Origin of the sequence: Pseudoalteromonas sp. BSi20480 (genome assembly GCF_000241365.1) — a bacterium.
Lineage (GTDB): Bacteria > Pseudomonadota > Gammaproteobacteria > Enterobacterales > Alteromonadaceae > Pseudoalteromonas > Pseudoalteromonas marina.
Map to the genome: position 1 here is coordinate 1 of NZ_BADX01000189.1, position 15,648 is coordinate 15,648.

At 39.2% G+C, this 15,648-nt stretch carries 13 protein-coding genes; 4 read left to right on the top strand and 9 right to left on the bottom strand.

Annotated features, from left to right (window positions below; genetic code table 11):
• Positions 1 to 92 precede the first annotated feature (92 nt).
• The 3 genes from P20480_RS00200 to pmbA form a co-directional block, all read right to left on the bottom strand.
• A complete protein-coding gene (locus P20480_RS00200; RefSeq protein WP_008133226.1) occupies positions 93 to 2,168 on the bottom strand; it encodes a M13 family metallopeptidase in 2,076 nt (691 codons plus the stop codon).
• 242 nt (positions 2,169 to 2,410) lie between these two features.
• Positions 2,411 to 2,890 carry a DciA family protein gene (locus P20480_RS00195; RefSeq protein WP_008133228.1) on the bottom strand — a complete coding sequence of 160 codons (480 nt, stop codon included), beginning with the start codon at positions 2,888 to 2,890 and terminating at the stop codon, positions 2,411 to 2,413.
• A 91-nt stretch (positions 2,891 to 2,981) separates the two neighbouring features.
• A complete protein-coding gene (gene pmbA / locus P20480_RS00190) occupies positions 2,982 to 4,331 on the bottom strand; it encodes a metalloprotease PmbA (protein WP_008133230.1) in 1,350 nt (449 codons plus the stop codon).
• Between the two features lie 144 nt (positions 4,332 to 4,475).
• On the opposite strand from pmbA, the gene yjgA reads away from it, so the two are divergent.
• Together yjgA and hemN are read left to right on the top strand one after the other, a co-directional pair.
• Positions 4,476 to 5,009: a ribosome biogenesis factor YjgA gene (gene yjgA, locus P20480_RS00185; protein WP_008133232.1), complete on the top strand. Its 534-nt coding sequence runs from the start codon at positions 4,476 to 4,478 to the stop codon at positions 5,007 to 5,009.
• Positions 5,010 to 5,123: 114 nt separating this feature from the next.
• Positions 5,124 to 6,497, top strand: coding sequence for an oxygen-independent coproporphyrinogen III oxidase (hemN, locus tag P20480_RS00180; protein WP_008133234.1), 1,374 nt, complete (start codon positions 5,124 to 5,126; stop codon positions 6,495 to 6,497).
• A gap of 72 nt (positions 6,498 to 6,569) precedes the next feature.
• On the opposite strand, the gene P20480_RS00175 is transcribed toward hemN, so the two are convergent.
• From P20480_RS00175 to P20480_RS00165, 3 genes are all read right to left on the bottom strand, one after another.
• Positions 6,570 to 7,085, bottom strand: a complete 516-nt coding sequence (locus P20480_RS00175) for a DUF2489 domain-containing protein (protein WP_008133237.1) — start codon at positions 7,083 to 7,085, stop codon at positions 6,570 to 6,572.
• Between the two features lie 13 nt (positions 7,086 to 7,098).
• On the bottom strand, positions 7,099 to 7,692 hold the full coding sequence (gene yihI, locus P20480_RS00170) for a Der GTPase-activating protein YihI (RefSeq protein WP_008133239.1): 594 nt from the start codon (positions 7,690 to 7,692) through the stop codon (positions 7,099 to 7,101).
• A 740-nt stretch (positions 7,693 to 8,432) separates the two neighbouring features.
• On the bottom strand, positions 8,433 to 9,065 hold the full coding sequence (locus tag P20480_RS00165) for a c-type cytochrome (RefSeq protein ID WP_006793065.1): 633 nt from the start codon (positions 9,063 to 9,065) through the stop codon (positions 8,433 to 8,435).
• 280 nt (positions 9,066 to 9,345) lie between these two features.
• On the opposite strand from P20480_RS00165, the gene yihA reads away from it, so the two are divergent.
• A complete protein-coding gene (gene yihA, locus P20480_RS00160; protein WP_008133243.1) occupies positions 9,346 to 10,023 on the top strand; it encodes a ribosome biogenesis GTP-binding protein YihA/YsxC in 678 nt (225 codons plus the stop codon).
• Here yihA and P20480_RS00155 read toward each other — a convergent pair.
• From P20480_RS00155 to polA, 3 genes are all read right to left on the bottom strand, one after another.
• Positions 10,020 to 10,538 (bottom strand): DUF1285 domain-containing protein, encoded by a 519-nt coding sequence (locus tag P20480_RS00155; RefSeq protein WP_006793063.1) that lies wholly within the window; start codon positions 10,536 to 10,538, stop codon positions 10,020 to 10,022. The genes yihA and P20480_RS00155 overlap by 4 nt on opposite strands.
• Entirely contained in the window at positions 10,535 to 11,122 is a 588-nt protein-coding gene (locus P20480_RS00150; protein WP_008133245.1) for a YceI family protein, read from the bottom strand. Before P20480_RS00150 ends, P20480_RS00155 begins: the two co-directional genes overlap by 4 nt.
• Positions 11,123 to 11,639: 517 nt before the next feature.
• Complete coding sequence (gene polA / locus P20480_RS00145) at positions 11,640 to 14,375, bottom strand: DNA polymerase I (RefSeq protein WP_008133247.1); 2,736 nt, start codon at positions 14,373 to 14,375, stop codon at positions 11,640 to 11,642.
• A gap of 523 nt (positions 14,376 to 14,898) precedes the next feature.
• On the opposite strand from polA, the gene elbB reads away from it, so the two are divergent.
• Positions 14,899 to 15,546 carry an isoprenoid biosynthesis glyoxalase ElbB gene (gene elbB / locus P20480_RS00140; RefSeq protein ID WP_008133249.1) on the top strand — a complete coding sequence of 216 codons (648 nt, stop codon included), beginning with the start codon at positions 14,899 to 14,901 and terminating at the stop codon, positions 15,544 to 15,546.
• The last annotated feature ends 102 nt before the right edge of the window (positions 15,547 to 15,648 follow it).

Consider the following 15,648-nt stretch of genomic DNA (forward strand, 5'->3'; position numbering starts at 1 on the left):
ATTCTAAATGAGAATTTTTTAACGCAGATAACGACACTTTTAGCCCCTAAAAATAATCAAGTATTATTGCGGATTGGTATAACATTATCTGATTACCAAATTTTTACGCGATCTTCTGGTTTGATATACATTTTGTCGCCTTCTTTTACATCAAACGCTTCGTAAAACTCTGGCATATTAGACAAAATACCAATTACACGATAATGGCTTGGTGAATGCGAGTCGGTCATTAAACGGTTACGTAATTCTTCATCGCGGTAGTTACGACGCCAAATTTGCGACCACCCCATAAAGAAGCGTTGATCGCCTGTGTAACCATCAATAACTGGCGCTTTATTATCACCTAATGATAGCTGATATGCCTTATACGCGACTGTTAACCCACCTAGGTCACCAATATTTTCGCCAAGCGTAAGCTCACCATTTACATTCGCATCGTCAAACGGTTTGTACTTGTTAAATTGCTCAACTAACGCACCTGAACGCTCTTCAAACTGTTTAAGGTCGCTTTCAGTCCACCAGTTACGTAAATTACCATCGCCGTCGTATTTAGAACCTTGGTCGTCAAAACCATGGCCTAGCTCGTGTCCAATTACCGCACCAATAGCACCATAGTTTACCGCATCATCCGCTTCTAAATTAAAGAATGGCGGTTGTAAAATAGCAGCAGGAAATACAATTTCATTGTTTACCGGATTGTAGTAAGCATTCACTGTTTGCGGTGTCATGTACCACTCTGAACGGTCAACAGGTTTGCCTAATTTGGCAATCATGTCTTTATACGCCCATTGGCTGTAACGGATGTAGTTACCTACCAGCTCGTCTGAATTAATTTCAAGCTCAGAGTAATCCTTCCACTTATCTGGGTAGCCAATTTTAGGAATAAATTTGTCTAGTTTTTCCTGTGCTGCAATTTTTGTTTCAGGTCCCATCCAATCAAGACCTTCAATTGCAACGCTGTAACCTTTAATTACGTTATCAACTAGCTCTTCCATACGTGCTTTAGCTTCAGGCGGAAAATTGTCTTTAACGTACACTTTACCTAAAATTTCACCTAACACACTGTTAGACGCATCTACGGCTTTTTTCCAAAGTGGTGCTTGCTCTTCTACCCCACGTAATGTCGTACTGTAAAAGTTAAATTTAAGGTCAACCAAATCATCATTTAATAGTTGCGCATAGCCACTCACAAAATGAAACTTAAGGTAGTTTTTCCAGGTTGCTAAGTCGGTGTTTTGATAAATACCACCTAGCGCTTCTAAAAAGCTTGGTTGGCGCACAATAATATCAGCGGTGTTTACACCTGCCTCTTTAAAAAACGTCGATAAATCAAGCTCTCCAGCAAGTTTATCAGCCTCTGCTAGGGTCATTTTATTGTATGACTTAGTTGCATCACGGCTTTGTACACGGCTCCACTGCGCATCAGCAATGGTTTTTTCAAAGGCAAGTACGCTTGCTGCTGCTTGTGCGGCCTCTTTGACACCCGCTTTAGCTAATACATCAGTTATGTATTGCTCATAAGAGGCGCGAATTTTAGTAAATTTCTCATCGTCTTTTAAGTAGTAATCGCGATCAGGTAAACCCAAGCCAGATTGAGATAAATACAAAGCATATTCGCTTGAATTTTTAGCATCGTTATTGATAAACCAACCAAACGGTAGAGTGCCGCCTTGCTGTTGAATAGACGCCATAAGGCTAATTAGATCAGACTTAGATTTTACACTATCAATACTATCTAGCGACGGTTGCAATGGTGTAACACCAAGCTCATTACGGGCGTTTTTATTCATATAGCTTTTATAAAACGCGCCAATTTTATACTCGTCGCTGCCTTTTTCAGCCGATTTATTGGCCGCTGCGTTTTCAAGCGCCGTTTTCATCGCTTTTTGCGACTCATCATATAATTGCGAAAAAGAACCATAGTTAGACTTGTCACCTGGAATTTCGGTTGTTGCTAACCAAGTGCCATTTACATGGTAGTAAAAGTCATCCTGCGGGCGAACTGAGCTGTCCATATTAGCCAATTCAATACCTAGCTCTAACGGTTTTTCTGCCGGTGCTGTTGCTGCTTGAGTGTCAGCTACTTGGGTTTCTTGTTGTTTTTCGCCGCAGCCCACTAAGCCAAGCGCAAGTGCAATACTTGCAGCGGCCATTGTTACTTTATTCATAATTAATCCATTTGTTAGTCAATTTTATAAATTGCTCATACCAACTCCATTAAGCTCTTTAACAAGATAGCAGTCAGCTTTTACTTAATGGAATGGGCATCAACTTACACTAATTATTGAGTGCAATAACGCTATAATAAACCTGATTTTGAGAACATTGAAATAGATTATGTAACAAAGTATTTTGAATGAGATAAACGTTCTAAATTGCCCTATCAATACCTTAATAAAACAGCCGGCAATTAACTCTTATTTTTACCGTGTAAAGCTAAACGTTGTAACTTCTCTTTTAATGAAGGTGGTGCTGAGTCGGCAATCGCATTTAAATAATCGGCTGTTTGTTCACTCATTTTACGTGAATTTGTGACGGCGGCTGATGCGGGTTTGTTAGCCGAACTTAATCGCTGAGTTGCCTGTGGATTAGCTGTGATTTTAATTTGCCCTAGTTCGGCCATCCCTGCCGCTCTAAAGTGCGAAAGCATATCCATTTTTAAATAATTAAGTCGAAGCGCTATCGGGGCCGATACCGCTTCAATCATTAAAGTACCATCGCGATAATTACTTACGCGGCACTTATCCCCTAATTTAGGGCCTAAAAAATCTTTAAGTAAAGTTTGCTGAGTATCAAGAGCTTGGCTTTTACCAGCGTAAGCCGACAGACGGTTGTTTAGGCCCGCCATAATATCGGTGAGTGGTTTTGGTGCGTATCTATCTTTAGCCATTAAATATCTCAACTCGTACTTATTTACACACTTAAATTTAGCACCATCAGAGTAAACTTAAGTGTGTCCATAATTAAGCCTAAATTAGGTATTAAGCACCCGCTATTTGCATTTGCTCGATTAGAACAGAGCCAGTTTGAATGCCGCCTCTGCGCTCAATATCACCACCGATAGCAGAAATACCTTTAAACATATCTTTTAAATTACCGGCAATCGTAATTTCACTTACTGGATATTGAATCTCTCCATTTTCAACCCAAAAACCACCAGCACCTCGAGAGTAATCACCTGTTACTGTGTTTACGCCTTGCCCCATAAGCTCGGTAACTAACAAGCCGGTACCCATTGTTTTTAATAATGCTTGTAAATCATTATGCGTTTGTTCTACTAACCAGTTGTGAATACCGCCGGCATGACCTGTCGGGGTCATATTCATTTTACGCGCGGCGTAACTTGCTAATAAGTAAGTTTGTAACTCACCACCTTGAATTATTTCACGATCAACCGTTTTAACACCTTCGCTATCAAACGGTGATGAAGCTAATCCTTTTAAAATATGCGGGCGTTCAGCAATATTTACACAATGACTAAATACTTGCGTACCTAAACTGTCGAGTAAAAAACTCGACTTACGATAAAGTGCGCCACCGCCAATTGCCGAAACCAAGTGACCAAACAATGAGTTTGCAATATCAGCCCTAAATACAACCGGGACTTTCATTGTTCCTAATTTTTGGCTGTTTAATTTAGCCAATGTTTCTGATGCGGCTTCAAGCCCAACCGCAGCTGCATCAGTTAGACCTGCTTGATCGCGGGCAACCGTGTATGCTGAGTCGCGTTGCATTTGTTCACCATCTTTACCAATTACCATGGTGCTGATGCTATGACGAGTGCGAGGAAAGCCAGCAATTAAACCATGGCTATTCCCATAAACACGAAGCCCTTGATGCGATGAAAAACTCGCGCCATCAGAATTTACAATACGTTCATCAGCATTTAATGCCGCTTGCTCAGCTGTATGGCAAAGCTCAATACCTTGCTCTGGGCTTACATCCCAAGGGTGGTATAAATCGAGATCTTGTGGGTTAAACTCAAGTAGCTCTTTATCGGCGACCCCATTGAAAGGATCGTCTGATGTGAACTTTGCAATATCAATGGCTTTTTCTACTACTGTGCGCAATGTTTTAGGGTTTAAATCAGCCGTTGAGGCAGACCCTTTATTATTGCCAACATAAACACTAATCCCCAGGCCACCATCTTGGTTAAACTCAATGGTTTCTACTTCACCCATTCGTGTACTCACCGATAAACCCGACGTGCTAGACATTGCAGCTTCAGCTGCTGTAGCACCTAATTTTTTAGCATGTTCGAGTACTTCGGCTACCGCATCTTTAACCTGCGATATTTGAGAATAAATTGGATCGTTTTGTTGGCTTTTCATAAATTAAGTCCTGAGCCTTAGAGGCATAATGCACGCATTTCTTATAGTTAAATGCTAACACACTCACTGCACCACATCAGCTAATATTAATCACTAAAAGAATGGCGTATAATGTCACCAGTTATTTTTATTTAAGAGCACCCCATGGCGAAGAAAAAAGGCAAGCCTGTTGAAATTGAAGAAGAAATTGAATACGTATCAAGAACAGAGCTTAAGCGCGAAGCACAAGAATTTCATCAGTTAGGTTCTGAAATTGCCAAAATGGGTAAAAAGCAGCGTGAGCGCCTACCATTAAATGACGATTTAAAAGAAGCGATGGTTGTTGCTGATAAAATTAGTAACAAAAGTGATGCATACCGTCGTCACTTAAATTACATTGCAAAAACGCTTCGCACAGTAGAAAACATTGAAGATATTAAAGCTATTATCGATGTAATGCTTAATAAAAATAACCAAGCTGAAGTATTGGTTAAAAAAATAGAGCAACTGCGCTCAGACCTAATAGAACAAGGTGATAGCCTTATAAACGAGACTATTGAGCAGTTCCCATCCCTTGATCGTCAAAAAATGCGTCAATTAGTGCGTAATGCAGCAAAAGAAGTCAAAGCCGAAAAGCCAGGTAAAGGCTATAAAGAGCTTTTTCAGTATTTAAAAGATGCGCATACCGTCACGTATTAACGCGTAATACGTTGTGATAAAAAGGTGCTTCTGCACCTTTTTTGTTATAGATCAACATATCTCCTTAGTTACTTTTTTATAATCACGGCTCTAGTTAAAACTTAGGTGCGCGTGATGATAAAACTTCCTCAATGGGACCAAGCTCTCATTAATAAATACAATGTGTCTGGTCCAAGGTATACATCCTACCCTACCGCATTATCTTTGAATGAGGGATACGATAAACACGATTTAATCAGCGCGGTAGAATCATCTCAATCTCGTGCGCTTTCTCTATATGTTCATATCCCATTTTGCAGTCAGCTTTGCTACTACTGTGGTTGTAATAAAATAATCACTCGCCACCAATCTAAAGCCGATACATATATAGACTTTTTAGCAAAAGAAATTGCCGCACAAGCACCTTTGTTTAAACACTACAGCGTTGAGCAACTGCATTTAGGTGGAGGCACTCCTACCTTTTTAACCCCTCAACAAATGAAACGCTTAATTACCCTGCTTGAACAGCACTTTAATTTTACCAGCACAACAGAGCGCGGTATTGAAGTTGACCCACGATCGCTTGCTGAAAATATGTTGGTTGATTTAAGAATGCTTGGTTTTAACCGAGTGTCGTTTGGGATTCAAGACTTTAATGACGACGTGCAACTTGCAGTTAATCGCCCTCAACATGCCGATACCGTTAAGCAGTTAATTACTCAGGCACGTGAGTTGGGCTTCAAATCAATTAACGCCGATATGATTTACGGGCTTCCACTGCAAACCCCCGAAAGCTTTAAACAAACAATAGAGCAACTCATTGAGCTTAGCCCCGATCGTGTTTCGGTATTTAACTACGCTCACTTACCAGAGCGATTTGCCGCACAACGCAAAATAAAAGAGCACGACTTACCAAACGCTCACGACAAGTTAACCATGTTTAAAAATACCTTAGAGCAAATGACACAAGCAGGTTATCAGTTTATTGGTATGGATCACTTCGCGAAAGCAGACAACGAGCTGGCTATCGCACAAAATGAAGGTAAATTGCATCGAAACTTTCAAGGTTATACAACGCATGGTAATTGTGATTTATTAGGGCTGGGTGCATCATCTATTTCACAAATTGGCACTGCTATTTTACAAAATAAAAAAGAGCTAAAGCATTACTACCATAGCATTGAAACGCAAAGCGGCTGCGCACTTAGTAAAGGTATGCATTTAACCCATGATGATGTTATTCGAGCGGATGCTATTAAGCAGCTTATTTGTCAGTTTGAACTAAACATAGACGAGTTTGCTAAAAAGTATCATATTGAATTTGATACCTACTTTGCGGAGGCATTGGTTTCTCTTAAACCACTTATAGACGATAACATGGTGATTATTGAAAACAATCACGTCAGTGTCACATCACGGGGTAACTTATTCATTCGTATAATTTGTATGTGTTTTGATGCCCACTTACAAAATAAAATCAACGCAACGCGTTTTTCTCGAGTCATTTAACCCCCTAATTAAATATTATTTGGGCACAAAAAAGCATACCTAGGTATGCTTTTTTAATGTTATGTACGAGATTTAGTTAAAAACTACGTTTTCACTACCTGGAGCAGCTTTGAACTCAGAAATAATTTTAACGCAATCGGCCTTAATCTCATCACTGTAGCTTTCTTCTGCGCGCCAACGCGCCGTGTCTTGCTTAAATATTTCTTTTTTAGAATATTTTTTGCGGGCATCGTGTGTCGGCATTTCTTTTACCACTTGGTACATCTTATAAATGCCAGGGTACTGTATGGTTAAATCTCGCTCGTCTTCAAAGCCATATTGCGACATAAGCACCCACACGCGCAAACATCCCTCTGAAAACTCACATTGTTCTTCTTTCATTGCGCGCGCAATTAGATGAATACTGTCGGCGAGCTTAGCATTTCGCTTTAAACGAGATGCTGCAAGCTTTTGCTTTTGCTCTGCTTGCTTTTTAGCTATTAACTTTTTTTGTGCACTTAACTTGTACAACAACTGACCCGCATAAAATGCCAAACCAGCTATAATAATAGCCCCTAAACACAAGGCAACGATCACAGCAGTACTCATTGATTACCCTTAATTACTTATCTTCGTCTTCATCATCGTCTAGCCATTCACTGGCAAGATCGTTTGATAAATACTGGTCAAAGTCTGAATTACTCTCTTCGCCAAAGTCATCTTCATCATCAAACTCGTCTTCATCCTCAAGGCCTAATAATTTGCATAGAACCTGATGGCGAGCAATTCGACTATTAAAGTACTTAGCATCTTTACCAGTCAGCATCTCACCGCCTTCATGACGCTCAACCAACTTAAGTAAGCGTACATCATTTTCAAGCTCTTCAAGCTCTTGCTCTGGTGTAAGCTCTGGCTGAACTACTTTTTTAAGTTCAACCACTGGTTTTAAGTTACGTTTCATTTCTACTTTTGGTTCAGCAGCAACAGGCACTAAAGACACCGGCTTTTTACTACCAATACGTTTATCTCTCGAACCTGAATGCGATGTTTGGTTTTGTTCTTCAACCAAATCTGGCGCATTACGAGAACCAGGCTTAGCACCTTTGGTTTTTTTAACACGCTGCTCTTTTAACGCACGCATTTCTTTAAGCTTATCTTGGCTTAAGCGAACAGGTCCATTTGATGGGATTTTGCGTGACTTTTTCTTTCTACTCATATCTTGATCATCTCACTTAAGAGGTTTTGAGCGAGGCGTATATTAATAGGCATCGCAATGCTGGCATAGCCAGAAGAATTCAGTTTGCGCTTTAGAGGTTGGGCTTCTCTTTAACATGACGCACTAGCATATTGCTAAACGGTGGGTATTGTAACAGGACAAATAAAAAGGCGGTAGAGAAAACATCTCTACCGCCTACTAATCTGAGCGCCATAAAATGGACACTTCTCCCTTCGACTTTTTAGTCTTTGTTATTTTTATTATTATCAGTCCGTATTGTTATTATTTTTACGTTCCTTGTTTCATTCCATTTTGTTTTTATTATTAAACTTCCATGAGTTATTTTATTATTTTCGGTCATCCTGACTCTTTTGTAGTATTTCCTTTAGTAGCACAATCTTTGTGCTATGTAGTCGTGCCGCGCTACTTTCCTTATAGCTGTTTCCATTTTTTTATTGTTTTTTGCGACAGCTGTTAATTTACTCGTTAATAATTTTGTTACAACTGGTTTATATCTTTTTTCTTACATTACAGCCATACATAAATAAAAGCCTATTTAAATAACAACAACTTAACAAATAAAAGACATTTAAAATAAGACTTTTACCATACATCCGTATGGTCAATGTCTCACAAAGTGAAAGACGATATCGCGAATTTCAGACACAAAAAAAGCAACCGAGGCTGCTTTTTTTTCATATTACACTGTAGTTGGTATCTAAATTTAGATAAATACGACTTTAGTGTAAACCGCCTAAGTACTTAGAAAGCACTTCAATGTCTTTGTCTGTTAGCTTTTTAGCGATGTCACCCATCATACCGTTTAGGTCATTATGGCGTGTACCATTACGAAACTTTTCAAGCTGAGACTTTATGTACTCTGGGTGCTGAAAAGACACTTTTGGAAACTTAGCTAACGATGAGCCGTTACCACGAGGACCATGACACGAAGCACATGAAGGAATTCCTCGCTCTGCATCACCCGCTTTATAGAGCATAGCGCCAACTTCAACGACGTCTTTAGGTGTTGAACCCTCTGACATGTTTAGTGACGAAAAGTAAGCTGCCAGATCTTTCATGTCTTGTTCGCTTAGTGGCATTGCCATTGCGCTCATTACAGGATCCATACGGCCTTCTTTCCCGCCTGATGTCATACCTAGTTTCAAATCCTGAAGTTGCTTTAGGATATAATCTGGGTGTTGGCCTGCAATTTTAGGGTAAATAGTAATCGGTGCATTACCGTCTGGGCCGTGACATGCCGCACACGTTGCTGATTTTTGTTTACCTGCGTTTACATCGCCATCAAATGCTGTTGCGTTGCTTGCTGACAACGCACCAAGCAATATTGTTAAAGATAGTGCTATTTTTTTCATGGTGAATTCTCTGTTCCCGACCCTGTATCATCTACAATCATGATGTTGCAATACATATATTCTACACGATAATAAATTCTCTGGCACGTTTTCTACACATATTAAGCTTATAATTTACAGGGTTTTGACTAAGGTGAAGCTTTAATATGCTTTAAATGTACCACAGACACTGATTTAAGGTATTTAAATACGCTTTTTAATACATCTTTTATAGTATAAAATACGTGCCCTAAGTAAATTTGGTTTACTTAACGTTATTTTTAAAGTTTTAGGAGAGCCTGTGCTCAAATCTCGTATCAAATATAATACCGCGTCTTTCGTTACAAGCGCTCCAGACATTACTAAATTACCTGCTGATACGGGAATTGAAGTTGCGTTTGCGGGTCGTTCTAATGCTGGTAAATCAAGTGCGCTAAATGCATTAACCGATCAAAAATTAGCACGTACGAGTAAAACCCCTGGGCGAACTCAGTTAATTAATACGTTTGAGTTAGCTGATGTTGATAACATGCGCCTCATAGATCTACCAGGCTACGGTTTTGCCAAAGTACCAATTGAAATGAAGAAGAAATGGCAAAAGTCATTAGGTGAATATCTTCAAAAACGCCAAAGCTTAAAAGGAATAGTTGTTTTAATGGATATTCGTCATCCGTTAAAAGATTTAGACCGCGACTTAATTAATTGGGCGATTGGAAGCGAGATTCCAGTATTGGCCCTGCTAACAAAAGCTGATAAATTAAAGCAAGGTGCAAGAAAGGCACAAGTACTACAAGTTCGCCGCGAACTAAGCGAGCTGGACGGTGATATTACTGTCCATGCATTTTCATCTTTAAAAGGCACTGGATTACCAGAAGTAGCTAAAAAACTAGACGAATGGTATTTAGGCCCCGTTATCGCGGTACCACCTGTAGAAAAAGTAGCTGACGAAAGCAGTTCAGACACAAACACTGCAAGCTAACTTAAGTAAAACACCTCACCTGCAGATTGAATAAAATAGCCGAGCTCATCAGACTCGGCTTTTTCTGCCCACTGATAAAACACACTTCTTGCTATACGTGCACTACAACCAAAAGGTAATATTAAATAAGGTACTTTAGCGCCCTTATAATTTTTTACCCGTAAGGGCTGTTGCTGGCAAACAATCCACTGCCTGGCTAAATTATCAATACAACACAAAGCCTCGCCTTCATTAGTTTGCTTTAAAAACCAATCAACAATAATAAACGGCGCATCTTCTACTGTAATCGTTACTTTTTCGATAGGTGTTTTTAAATAAAAATGTGCACCCTCTTTGCACAATACAGAAGCAAACAATTTGACCATAGGTAGTCTTGTTATTTTACTACCATCGTAAAACCATTCCCCTTGGTCGTTAATAACGATTGGCAACTCACCACAATGAGAGGGTTGCCAACTATCAAAGGGCTTACTCGGCTCACTTAACTGTTTACTGAGCTCATTAAGCGAAATCACTGTTTATTAAGCGTTAATGCAAATGAAACTGGGATAGCCGTTGCAATCGAAGGCAAACCAGCAAGCTCTTGTAACTGTTTAACTCCCTCTGTCACACCAAAGTCGCCACTATTTATGATGACTGGCGAAAATGAAGCAAGCGTCAAATCACCACTTTTATTGCTATTTACCAGCACATCAATTGAAAGCGATTTTTTGTTACCATGAAAATCAAGCTCTGCGCTAATACCTTTTAATACGTAACTACCCGGTTTTTTAATTATTACTAACGACTGCTTCAAATTAGCTGTTAGCACGGCTTTTGGGAATGTATTTACTTCAAACAAAAGGCTTGTAAGCCTTTGATTACGAATAGGTATATACGTTTCTACTGATGCTAAATTTATATAAACATTAAACTTACCTTTATCGTTAAGCTTACCTTCGATTGCAGTGAAGTGATGGGCTTCTGCAATTGTGTCTTTCTTTATAGAAACAAAACTTACCTGGCTTTTATCGTTGTCTAGCAGCCAATTAGCAAAGGCAAAATTAGACATAAATAAACTTGATAACGAAAGGCCTGTAATCACTAACGCTTTAAACATAACGCACTCCTTTAAACACATAGATGAAGGTAAAACCTCATTGAATACTATCATTTAGAAATAGCTTAAACCATACTAAAATATGAGATTGTAATATCGTAACTAATACTGGCTATAATTACGGGATTTAAACGTAAAGATGATCACAATAGAAGTAATAATTAGGTCGAGAATACTGAAAAGTGCGGAATAAAAAACGGCCTAATAAAAGGTTATTAGGCCGATATAGCAAACTGGGGAGTCGCTAACAATTTGTTGCATCTTTACAGACGCATCATCAACAGGATGTCCTACAGAGTAGGACGGGCGGGACTTTAACAAAAGCGCGCATAAAAATACAATCATATTCTGCATTAATAGTTAGAATTGACGAACATGTAACCATTTGGCATAAATAATTACCTATTTTAACCAATTATTAACTAAATTCTGTTTATATAAAATTGACCGGTAAGGTACTACTATTTTTAATACACATAAAAAAAGCGCCTATTGGCGCTTTTATTATTTATAAAGTTTAGTGGGCTTGTTCCCAGTTTTCACCTTCGTCAGCCTCTACTATTAAAGGTACATCGAGTGAAGCAGCTTGTGACATTAACTCGCAAATTTGTTTTGTGTAAGCCTCCGCACAATCAGTTTTAATCTCAAATACTAATTCATCGTGCACTTGCATAAGCAGCTTCACGGTATTTGGAGCTTGTTCGTACACCCACTGATTAACACTTAACATAGCCTTTTTAATTATATCAGCAGCAGTGCCTTGCATAGGCGCATTTATAGCAGCACGCTCCGCGCCTTTACGACGGGCTCCGTTACGGGCATTTATTTCAGGTAAATGCAATCTGCGTCCAAATATTGTTTCAACATATCCATTTTCTGCTGCTTTTTCGCGTGTTGTTTCCATGTACTCTAATACGCCTGGAAAACGTTCAAAATATTTATCAATATAATGTTGAGCTTCATGGCGTGGTACATCTAACTGGCGTGCTAAGCCAAAAGCCGACATACCATAAATAAGACCAAAGTTTACGGCTTTTGCTTTACGGCGCATGTCTGTTGTTACGTCATCTAAATCAACACCAAACACCTCGGCCGCGGTCGCACTATGAACATCTAAACCGTTTGCAAAAGCATTAAGCAAACCTTTATCTTGTGAAAGATGCGCCATTATGCGTAATTCAATTTGGCTGTAATCGGCTGCCACTATTTTATAACCATCGGCAGCAATGAAGGCTTCTCGAATACGACGACCCTCTTCTGAGCGAATAGGAATATTTTGCAGGTTAGGATCGGTAGAACTTAAACGCCCTGTCGCTGTTACAGCTTGATGATATGACGTGTGTACACGCTGTGTTTTTTCATTAACCATAAGCGGTAGTTTATCGGTATATGTTGATTTAAGTTTTGATAAACCACGGTGTTCAATAATAACCTTAGGTAACGGGTAATCATGAGCAAGCTCTTGAAGTACCTCTTCTGCGGTTGAAGGTGCACCTTTAGGTGTTTTTTTAATTATTGGCAGCTCTAGCTTTTCAAACAATAATACTTGTAACTGTTTTGGTGAGCTCAGGTTGAAGGGTTCACCTGCAATTTCAAACGCCTCTTTTTCAAGTTCAATTAAGCGCTCACCTAAACGTTGGCTATGCGCGCCAAGCATGTTGCTATCAATTGCAACCCCTGTGCGCTCAATATCTGAAATGACGCTTACCAAAGGCATTTCAATCTCTTCAAATACCGATTTAAGCTTTTCATCTGCCTCAATTTTAGGCCACAGTACTTCGTGTAAGCGAAGTGTTATGTCCGCGTCTTCTGCTGCATAAGGCGCTGCTTTGTCGAGTTCAATTTGATTAAACGTCAGCTGCTTTTTACCCTTGCCTGCAATATCTTCAAAGCTAATATTTTTATGACCTAAATACTTTAATGCCAACGAATCCATATCGTGACGCGTACCTACGCTGTTAAATACATATGACTCAAGCATAGTGTCAAATTTAATACCATTGAGTTCATAGCCGGCATTGGCTAATACGCTTTTGTCGTATTTAAGATTCTGCCCTACTTTTGCTTTATTAGCGTCAGCTAAAATTGGCCCAAGCTTTTGCATCACAAATTCAAGGCTTAGTTGATCTGGTGCATCGGGGTAATCGTGCGCAACAGGTAAATATGCAGCTTCTCCTGCTTTAACGCTAAAACTCATGCCTACTAATTGCGCTTGCATATAATCGAGGCTAGTTGTTTCTGTATCAAAAGCAAAAAGATCAGCGCCATTAAGTTGCTCTATTAACGTATCAAACTGCGCCTCTGTTAAAATAGTCTCGTAATGAGCCTCTTCAACTTTTGGTAATTCTGTTTCTTGCGATGGAACTGCTAAGTGAGTTTGTGCATCACTTGGGTTATCTAGTAGCTCAGCTAACCAACGACGAAATTCGCATTCACCATATAAAGCAATTAGCTCGTCTTTATTTGGCTCCTGCAATTTAAACGTATCAAGATCTGACTCAACCTCAACGTCACACTTAATGGTCGCCAACTCATAGCTTAAAGGTAAATGATCTAATGCATTTGCTAATTTTTCACCAATTTTACCTTTAATTTCGCCTGCGTTATCCATTACACCTTGCAGAGATCCATATTTTTGTAACCATTTTACAGCTGTTTTAGGGCCACAGCCTTCTACGCCAGGAATGTTATCAACCTTATCGCCCATCAGTGCTAGGTAATCAATTATAAGATCTGGGCCCACACCAAACTTTTCAACAACTGTGTCAGGATCTGAAATACTGTCGGTCATCGTATTAATGAGTGTCACATGCTCATTCACAAGCTGGGCCATATCTTTATCGCCGGTCGAAACCAGTACATGGCGTTTTTGCTCAGAGGCAATTCGCGCAAAGGTTCCAATGACATCGTCTGCTTCAACCCCTTCAATACTAATAAGCGGAAACCCCATTGCTTTAATAATACTGTGGATAGGTGCTATTTGGGTGCGTAAGTCGTCAGGCATAGGTGGGCGATTAGCTTTGTATTCGCTGTACATGTCGTTACGGAATGTTTTACCTTTGGCGTCAAATACAACCACCATATGCGAGGGATCATACTGTCTGATCAAGCTTTTCAGCATATTAATAACGCCATAAATAGCGCCCGTAGCCTCACCTTTAGAATTAGTTAGATGTGGAGGAGAATGATAAGCACGAAATAAATACGACGAACCATCAACTAAAATAAGTGGATTTTCGGGGATCTGAGCCATGGTGAATTTGGATCCTAAATGCTAAAAATTATGATAATTGTAAGCATGCCATAAGGGTTAAAATAAAACGACTATCAATTGATATTCGGTATTTTATTAAAATAAGAGCAAGCTGTGGATAAGTATGTAGATAACAGGCACAAATAATTCTTCCAAGGCCTATTTGAACGCCTAGAAAAATGATTAACTATATGTTTTAATTTAAAAAAGATAATACGAAGTTCTTTTTTTATTATTTTTAAACCAATGTGGAAAAAGGTTTTGTATGGCTACTAGTGCCATCATCTACTTTGGTTATTCGTGTCCAATTAAATAACCGGAGGAGTATTCTAGCATAATGGATCGAAGATCATAGCGATCCTTTATACTTTTTTTTATTGGTGCTAATTGTGAAATGGCATATGCCGCATTGCAACTTACTTAGCGGATAATTTTCACATAAAAATTAATTTAAATAGGCAATTTCGTCCGTGTTAAACTTCAAACTATAGACTGAATAAATTAAATCAAGGAGCACAAAAGCATGAAAAAAGTAGCCGTGTTATTAGCTGGAAATGGTGTATACGATGGTGCCGAAATTAATGAAGCCATTTTGACTCTTTTACACATAGCTAAAAATGGTGCAACCTACCAGTGTTTTGCACCAGACATAGAGCAACTTCACACTATTAATCATCTAACGGGTGAGGAAATGAGTGAAAAGCGTAATGTATTAGTAGAAGCTGCACGTATTGCCCGAGGTGATATAAAAGCGCTTAACCACCTTAATAGCGATCAATTTGACGCATTAATAGTTCCAGGTGGTTTTGGTGCTGCGAAAAACTTATGTGACTTTGCGGTCAAAGGCGCACAAGCGACCATTAACAACGACGTATTAAACGCCTGTAAAAAATTCGCTAATGCCAATAAACCAGCCGGCTATATGTGTATCGCGCCTGCGTTAACTCCATTTATTTACGACGATGCAAAAATCACTATTGGCAACGATAAAGACACAGCAGCCGCACTCACTAAGCTTGGCGCAACACACTTAAATTGTGACGTTGATGACGTTGTAATTGATCAACACAATAAAATTGTGACTACACCTGCTTACATGCTAGCGCAATCGATTGTTGAAGCAGATGAGGGGATCGAAAAACTTGTTAAATCCGTACTAGCATTAAATTGATTGTAACAAAGGTTATTTATTAGATGACCAGGTATATTGGCTAAATAAATACGCCAAGGCACTTATTTTTGTTGAGCTAACGCAAAAAGTAGCCAGTTTTTA